Source organism: Bradyrhizobium sp. CSA112, assembly GCF_029051645.1.
Classification (GTDB): Bacteria; Pseudomonadota; Alphaproteobacteria; order Rhizobiales; family Xanthobacteraceae; genus Bradyrhizobium.
This window is the reverse complement of the sequence record NZ_JAACFS010000009.1, coordinates 209,300-216,447: the sequence shown is the minus strand read 5'-3', so window position 1 is coordinate 216,447 and position 7,148 is coordinate 209,300. Positions and strand designations below refer to the sequence as shown.

General features: G+C 65.1%; 4 protein-coding genes. 3 read left to right on the top strand and 1 reads right to left on the bottom strand.

Annotated features, from left to right (window positions below; translation table 11 throughout):
* Nucleotides 1–390: 390 nt before the first annotated feature.
* The 3 genes from GWE18_RS18735 to GWE18_RS18725 all read left to right on the top strand — a co-directional run bounded on the left by GWE18_RS18735 (nt 391) and on the right by GWE18_RS18725 (nt 5,626).
* Entirely contained in the window at nt 391–1,380 is a 990-nt protein-coding gene (locus tag GWE18_RS18735; RefSeq protein WP_275187179.1) for a DMT family transporter, read from the top strand.
* Between the two features lie 184 nt (nt 1,381–1,564).
* Entirely contained in the window at nt 1,565–4,501 is a 2,937-nt protein-coding gene (locus GWE18_RS18730) for an autotransporter domain-containing protein (RefSeq protein WP_275187178.1), read from the top strand.
* A gap of 42 nt (nt 4,502–4,543) precedes the next feature.
* The gene (locus tag GWE18_RS18725; RefSeq protein WP_275187177.1) at nt 4,544–5,626 is read left to right on the top strand and encodes a zinc-binding dehydrogenase; all 1,083 of its coding nucleotides are present in this window, start codon (nt 4,544–4,546) and stop codon (nt 5,624–5,626) included.
* A gap of 200 nt (nt 5,627–5,826) precedes the next feature.
* Here GWE18_RS18725 and GWE18_RS18720 read toward each other — a convergent pair whose 3' ends face one another.
* Nucleotides 5,827–6,981, bottom strand: a complete 1,155-nt coding sequence (locus GWE18_RS18720) for a DJ-1/PfpI family protein (RefSeq protein ID WP_275187176.1) — start codon at nt 6,979–6,981, stop codon at nt 5,827–5,829.
* Nucleotides 6,982–7,148 lie beyond the last annotated feature (167 nt).

Genomic DNA, 7,148 nt, shown 5'->3' with positions numbered 1-7,148 from the left:
CACGGGTGTTACCCAGGGGGTATCGGGCGACATCGCCGCGCGCTTTGGCCGGTGGCCACCGGCCAAAGCGCTCAGTCGCTTCCATCGCACATTTTGCTCAATGGGCAGATACAAGGGGGTACAGGTCAATCAATGGGCCGCAGCATTCGCGGATAGATGCCCCTCACCCCGACCCTCTCCCCGCAAGAGCGGGGCGAGGGAGAAGATGGGTCCACCCCACATCGCTCTCGCATCGAAGCAGTCACTGCTGGGAACACCGTACTTAACAAAGTGTTGCAATCGCGCCCTCCGCGCATATCCGCATCCTGTTTTCGGACCTAGTCCTGCCGGCCTATCTGGTGTTTTTTACAGCCTCGCCCGATTCGAACATTACTGCCTTTCGAGATTGCCGTGACACCGCCCCCCGCCGCAGCCGCGAGGCTGGACAGCGCTCCATTACCTTTGCCCGAGAAGAAGTCCGTCGCCCGCAAGGCGCCCGCGCGCGCCGACCGGCCGTTCAAGGGCATCGCGCTGGTGCTGGCCTCGACGGTCTTTCTCGGCGCCTCCGACGTGACGGCGAAATACCTCTCGGCGACGCTGCCCTCGATTGAGATCGCCTGGATCCGCTTCCTGGTGTTCGCGCTGATCATGACGCCGGCCATGATGCCGGGTTCCCCGCTCTTTGCGCTGCAGACCAAGCGCCGCGGCCTGCACCTGTTGCGCGGCGCGGCGCTGCTTGGCTCGTCGCTGTTCTTCATCTCCGGCCTGCGGTTCCTTCCCATCGCCGAAGCCTCCGCCACCGGATTCGTCGCGCCGCTGTTCGTCACAGCGCTGTCGATTATTTTCCTCGGCGAGAAGGTCGGCCTGCGCCGCTGGATCGCCACGGCAGTGGGCCTGATCGGCGTGCTCATTATTCTGCGCCCAGGCACCGGCGCGTTTCACCCGGCTGCGTTCTTTCCGCTGGTTTCGGCGCTGGCCTGGGCCTGCACGCTGATCATGACGCGGATGATGAGCGGCACCGAGCGCGCCATCACCACCATGACTTATTCATCGATCGCCGGCCTCTTCATTCTCTCCGCGCTGGTGCCGTTCGTCTGGGTGACGCCGACCTGGCACGACATCGCCTTCGGCGTTTTGATCGGCGTCGCTTCGACCGCGGGGCAGTGGATCGTGGTGCTGGCGTTTCGCTATGCCGACGCTTCCGTGCTGGCGCCGTTCTCCTATATGCAATTGCTGTGGGTCAGCGTGCTCGGCTTCCTGGTCTTCGGCGAGGTCCCGGACGCGTACACCATCACCGGCGCTGTCTTCATTGTCGCGAGCGGGCTCTACACCGCCCATCGCGAGCGTATCAGGCGCTCGCAGCTTCTCGTCGTCTCGGGCGAGCCGTCGCCGAACGCCTGATTCTGCCCGGCCGCTGTCGTGGCTGGGCCGCCGAAACGTGGCGCGAGTGCCACAGCGGCGCCGCAAAACGCTTGGTTGTGGCGCAAATCTGCCGGATTCAACCTCGCATCCGTAATTCCACGGCGGAACCCATGCTAGTGCGTTCCGATGGCGCCGCAGAGCGCCGGGGAATGGGGTTCGGGCGTTGCATTTTCAGTTGCTTTCGTCGGCGCAGGGCCGACGTCGCCGGGATGCGGCTGCATGCGCAGTCGCGATATCGGCATTTCTCGTCGGTCTTGGCCTGACGACGCCCGCGAACGCGGCGTGCACGCCCGATCCGGCATCGAGCGGCCAGACGGTCACCTGCAGCGGCAACGTGCCGGGCGGCTTTCAGGCCGGCGGCGGCGTCGACAACCTCACCGTCGACGTCCTGTCCGGGGCTGTCGTCAGCGACGGCGGCGGCGGCGTGATCATCGGCGTCAACGACCTCAACACGGTCACCAACGGCGGCACGCTTACTGCCGGGCCCTCGGTCACCGGCATCTTCGCCGGGGTGAACAACACGATTGTCAACGCCGCCTCAGGCGTCATCACCGTCGGCGACGGCGGCTCGGGCATCTTCGCGGCCGGCAACAGCACCGTGACGAACGCCGGCGCCATTACGATTGGCGACGCGGCCGGCCCGGCAGCCGCCATCCTTGCAATCAATGACGACAACACCGTCAGCAACCTCGCCGGCGCGACCATTACCGTCGGCCTCAACGCCGACGGTATCTTCGCGCAGGGCGATCGCTTCATCGTCAACAACGCGGGCACGATCAACGTTGGAGTTTCCGGCACCGCGATCAACGTGTTCGGCGACGATGCGTTGATCACGAGCATCGGGGTGATCAACATTGCCGGCAACGCCGCTGGAATCTCGGCGCAGGGCGACCGCGCCCTGATCACCCATAAAGGCACCATCAATGGCACCATCGACAGCGCCGGTATCGCCTTTAACGGCTCGTCCGGCACGGTCAACAACAGCGGCCGCATCCTTCTTGGCGACGATGCCTTCGGCATCGTCGTGGTCGGCGATTCCAACACCGTCACCAACAGCGGCACCATCACCGTCGGAGCCGGCTTCGCCGTCGGCATCGACGTCGCCAGTTTCGGCGGCAGCAATTCCGTCATCAACACCGGCACCATCAACGTCGGCGCGAACGCGACGGGTATACTCCTCGGCGGCACCGGTACGATTTTCAACTCGGGCACCATCAATGCCGGGGCGGGGTTCGCGGCGATCGAACTCTGCGGCTGCGGCAACAGCGTGCTGACGCTTGGCCCGGGCAGCGTCATCAACGGCCTCGTGCTCGGCAATGGAACAGATACGTTCCAGCTCGGCGGCACCGGCAAGGACACCTTCAACCTCAGCCTGATCGGCGGCGGCCGGCAATATGACGGCTTCACGACCTTCAACAAGGTCGACAGTTCGACCTGGAGCGTCATCGGCACCGGCGCGCAGAACTGGAATGTCCTCGGCGGCACGCTCTCGGTCAACGGCGTGATCAACGGTCTCGCGACGGTCAATGCCGGCGGCACGCTCGGCGGCATCGGCACGATCAACAACGTCTTCGTCAATGGCGGTGCGCTGGCGCCGGGTAACTCGATCGGCACGCTCAACGTGGCGGGCAGCCTGACGTTTTCGGCGGCGTCGAGCTACATGGTCGAGGTCTCGGGCGCGAGCAGCGATCTGACCCGGGTCAGCGGCGTGGCGACCCTTGGCGGCGCCACCGTCGTCGTCATTCCCAGCGGTACGGTGACGAAGCAGTACACGATCCTGACCGCGACCGGCGGCGTGCCCGACACGTTCAACCCGGTGGTATCTGGCGTTTCGCCTAACCTGAACCCGGCCCTCAGCTACGACGCTAACAACGTCTATCTGAATTTTGCGCTGAATTACGGCGGCGGCCTCAATGTCAATCAGCAGAACGTCGCCAACGCGCTGACCAATTTCTTCAATACCACCGGCGGCATTCCGGTCGGCTTCGCCTCGCTCTCGCCGGCCGGCCTGACGCAGGTCTCCGGCGAGCTCGCGACCGGCTCGCAGCAGGCCACCTTCGACGCCATGAACCTGTTCCTCTCGCTGATCTCAGATCCGTTCGTGGTAGGTCGCCATGGCGGCTTCGGCGGCAATGCCGGCGCGATCCCGTTCGCCGAAGAGAGCGCAAGCGCCTATGCCGCGAAGAAGCCGCGCGCTGCGCGCGACGCCTTTGCCAAATTCCCGACCAAAGCGGATGCCGTGCGCAACGATCTGTTCGATCAGCGCTGGAGCATCTGGGGCTCCGCCTATGGCGGCGGCAGCAACACGTCAGGCAACGCCGCGCTCGGATCGAACGACGCGACCGCGCGCGCCTTCGGTTTTGCTGTTGGCGCCGACTATCGCTTCTCGCGCGACACGCTGGCCGGTTTTGCGCTAGCCGGCGGCGGCACCAATTTCAGCGTCAGCGGTTTCGGCTCCGGGCGCTCGGATCTGTTCCAGGCCGGCGCCTTCCTGCGTCACAATATGGGCGCTGCCTACATCACCGCTGCGGCGGCCTATGGCTGGCAGGACGTGACGACCGACCGCACCGTCACAGTGGCCGGCTTCGAGCGCCTGCGCGCACAGTTCAACGCCAACGCCTGGTCCGGCCGCATCGAGGGCGGCTACCGCTACACGACGCCCTGGATGGGCATCACGCCCTACGCAGCCGGCCAGTTCACCACCTACACTTTGCCGGCCTATGCCGAGCAGGTGCTGGCGGGCGCCGGCACGTTCGCGCTGAACTATGCGGCCAAGGACGTCACGGCCTCGCGCACCGAACTCGGCGTGCGCACCGATAAATCCTTCGCCGTGCAGAATGGCATACTGACCCTGCGCGGCCACGCCGCCTGGGCCCATGATTTCAATACCGATCGCAACGTCACGGCATTGTTCCAGACGCTGCCGGGCGCGGCCTTCGTCGTCAACGGCGCGGCGCAGGCGCGCGATTCGGCGCTCGTCACCGGCGCCGCCGAGATGACGTGGCTGAACGGCTGGTCGGCGGCTGCGATCTTCGAAGGGCAGTTCTCGAACGTCACCAATTCCTACGCAGGGAAGGGCGTTGTGCGCTATGCGTGGTGAACCTCCGTGGTAATGTGAGGGGAAACCACGGGAGGAACTTTGGTGCGCGCTGCCATTTTCAGAAGCGGCGAGATCATCGTCGACGAGATGCCCGAGCCCAAGCCGGGCGCGGGCATGGTGCTGGTGAAGTCGCTGGCCTGCGGCATCTGTGGCTCCGACCTGCACGCGCGCAAGCACGCGCACCGCATGGTCGAGCTGGCAAAGCACTTTCCCGGCCGCAAGCCGATGGACCTTTCCCGTGACGTCGTGTTCGGCCATGAATTCTGCTGCGAGGTGCTCGACTACGGTCCGGGCACCACGGGCAAACTCAGGCCCGGCACCAGGGTCTGCTCGCTTCCCGCGCTGCTGACCGCGGACGGCCCGCAAGGCATCGGCTACTCCAACGACAATATCGGCGCCTACGCCGAGCGCATGCTGCTCAGCGAAGCCTTGCTGCTGGAGGTCCCGAACGGCCTCGCCGCCGAACACGCCGCGCTGACCGAACCGCTGGCCGTCGGCGTCCACGCGGTAGCGAAAGCCAACATCAAAGGCGGCGAGGTGCCGCTCGTGATCGGCTGCGGGCCGGTCGGCCTCGCGGTCATCGCGGCGCTGAAGATCAGGGGGCTGCACCCGATCGTCGCCGCCGATTATTCGCCGGCACGCCGCGCGCTCGCCGAAAAGCTCGGCGCCGACGTCGTCGTCGATCCCGCGCGCTCGCAGCCTTATGCGACGTGGGCCGAGCACGCCCAGATGTCGCCCGAGGAAAAAGCCGCGCGCCCGCCGCTACAGGCGCTGTTGCCCGCGCTGAAGCCTGCACTGATCTTCGAATGCGTCGGCGTTCCCGGCCTGATCCAGCAGGTGTTCGAGAGCGCGCCGCGCGATGCGCGCATCGTCGTGGTCGGCGTCTGCATGGAAACCGATCGCTCAGAGCCGATGCTCGGCATCCTCAAGGAGCTCAATGTTCAGTACGTCCTGGGCTATACGCCGGAAGAATTCGCGTATTCACTCCGCTTGATCGCCGAAGGACAGGTCGATGCGGCCTCGATGGTGACCGCCACCGTCGGCATCGACGGCGTCGCGAAGGCGTTCGCCGACCTCGCCAACCCGGAATCACACACCAAGATCATCGTCCAGCCGTGGCGGTGATGATCGTCGGAACGCGTAGCAACTATTAAACCCTCATGGTGAGGAGGCGCCTTAGCGCCGTCTCGAACCATGAGGCCCGCGCTCTCTCCACGTCATTGCGAGCGCAGCGAAGCAATCCATCTTTCCGTGCATAGGGTGACAATGGATTGCTTCGCTGCGCTCGCAATGACGAGAGACCAGGCACGCTCCGCTTTGCCATACTACGGACCCGCTGCCCGATGTCTCGGATACTCAAGCTGCATTGCGACGAAGTCGGTCGTCTGCGTCCCGTAGCGCGCCGCAATTCCCTCTAGCGCGTTGTCCAGCGCGTCCGCTGGTTTCCGGTCCCCGAGAGACGGCAGCAGGCGTTCCGCTGGCCAGCTTGACGCAACCTGATCGGGGTAGATGCGGATGCCATTGCGGCTTTGGTGGGCACCGGCTGCGCGCGCAAACGTCACCGCCTGCGATCGATAGGTCCGTGACCACGCGTCCGTCACCAGCGCCAGCGACACTTCGTCGACGCCTTCCTTCAGTTCGATGCCGAGCCGCTCGTGCGCCCAGAACGCGGCCGTGTTGCCGATCGCCGTCAGTGCAAACGGCCGAGTGAACCTGAACTCGTCGCTTTCATGCCGCGTGTCCCAATCGGTCAGGCCGATATCACGGCCGACCGCCTTGGCCTTCTCCCGTCCGGCGATGGCCTCGATCAGCGTCAGCGACATCGGCATCGATGCCGTGATGCCTGTCGTGGTCGCCACGCCGTCATCGACCACCAGCCGGCGGTCTTCGACATAGCGCATCGTGGGGTGCTTGCCGCGCAATTCCTTGATGGAATACCAGTGCGTGGTCGCCCGCTTGCCATGTAGCAGCCCGGCATCGCCGACCACCTTGGCGCCGACGCAAACGCCGATGATGATCGCCTTCTTGGCCGCTTGACTCCTGATCCATTGCAGCGCCGCCGGATCATCATCGCGGCTCATCGCGGGGACGATGACATAGTCGGCGCCGTCGGGATGCTGCGCATCGAACTCCGCTGTTGTTGCGTGCGGTTCGACCTTCAGCGTCGGATAGAGCGTCACGGGACCGGGAGCGGTAGCCAGAGTCACGACGTCGGCGACGTCGGCGCGCCTGAGGACGCCGTAGGGCAGCAGGTAATCGGTGGTTTCGGTAGCATCGTTGATGCCGATGATGGCAATCAGCGGGCGCTGTCGCTTCGGCGGCTTCAGCGCCGCGATCGTCGCATCGTGTTCGTCTTGCGCGATCGCCGGCGGGGCGGCGACGGAAGGCGCCGTCGGCAGCGAGAAAATCCAGGCGCCGCCGATCAGGGCGGCAAGCGCGATTGCGCCGAGCGCGCTCCACAATACACGTCGAGAATTCATGGTCTGCCGGCTCGCGCCTCACTCATTTCAACCGGTTCCAGTTCTACTGCGGCCATGATCCGTCTGAAATGACATAAATCCGGCGAAAACGGCCATGCATCGAGAAATGCGAAACGAAAGGGGCGTGAGGTAAACCTCGACGACGCAGTCCGAGTTTCGTGTCCCGG

Excerpts from the sequence above, each read along its gene's own strand:
- GWE18_RS18720 (WP_275187176.1), bottom strand. The coding sequence starts at position 6,981 with ATGAATTCTCGACGTGTATTGTGGAGCGCGCTCGGCGCAATCGCGCTT.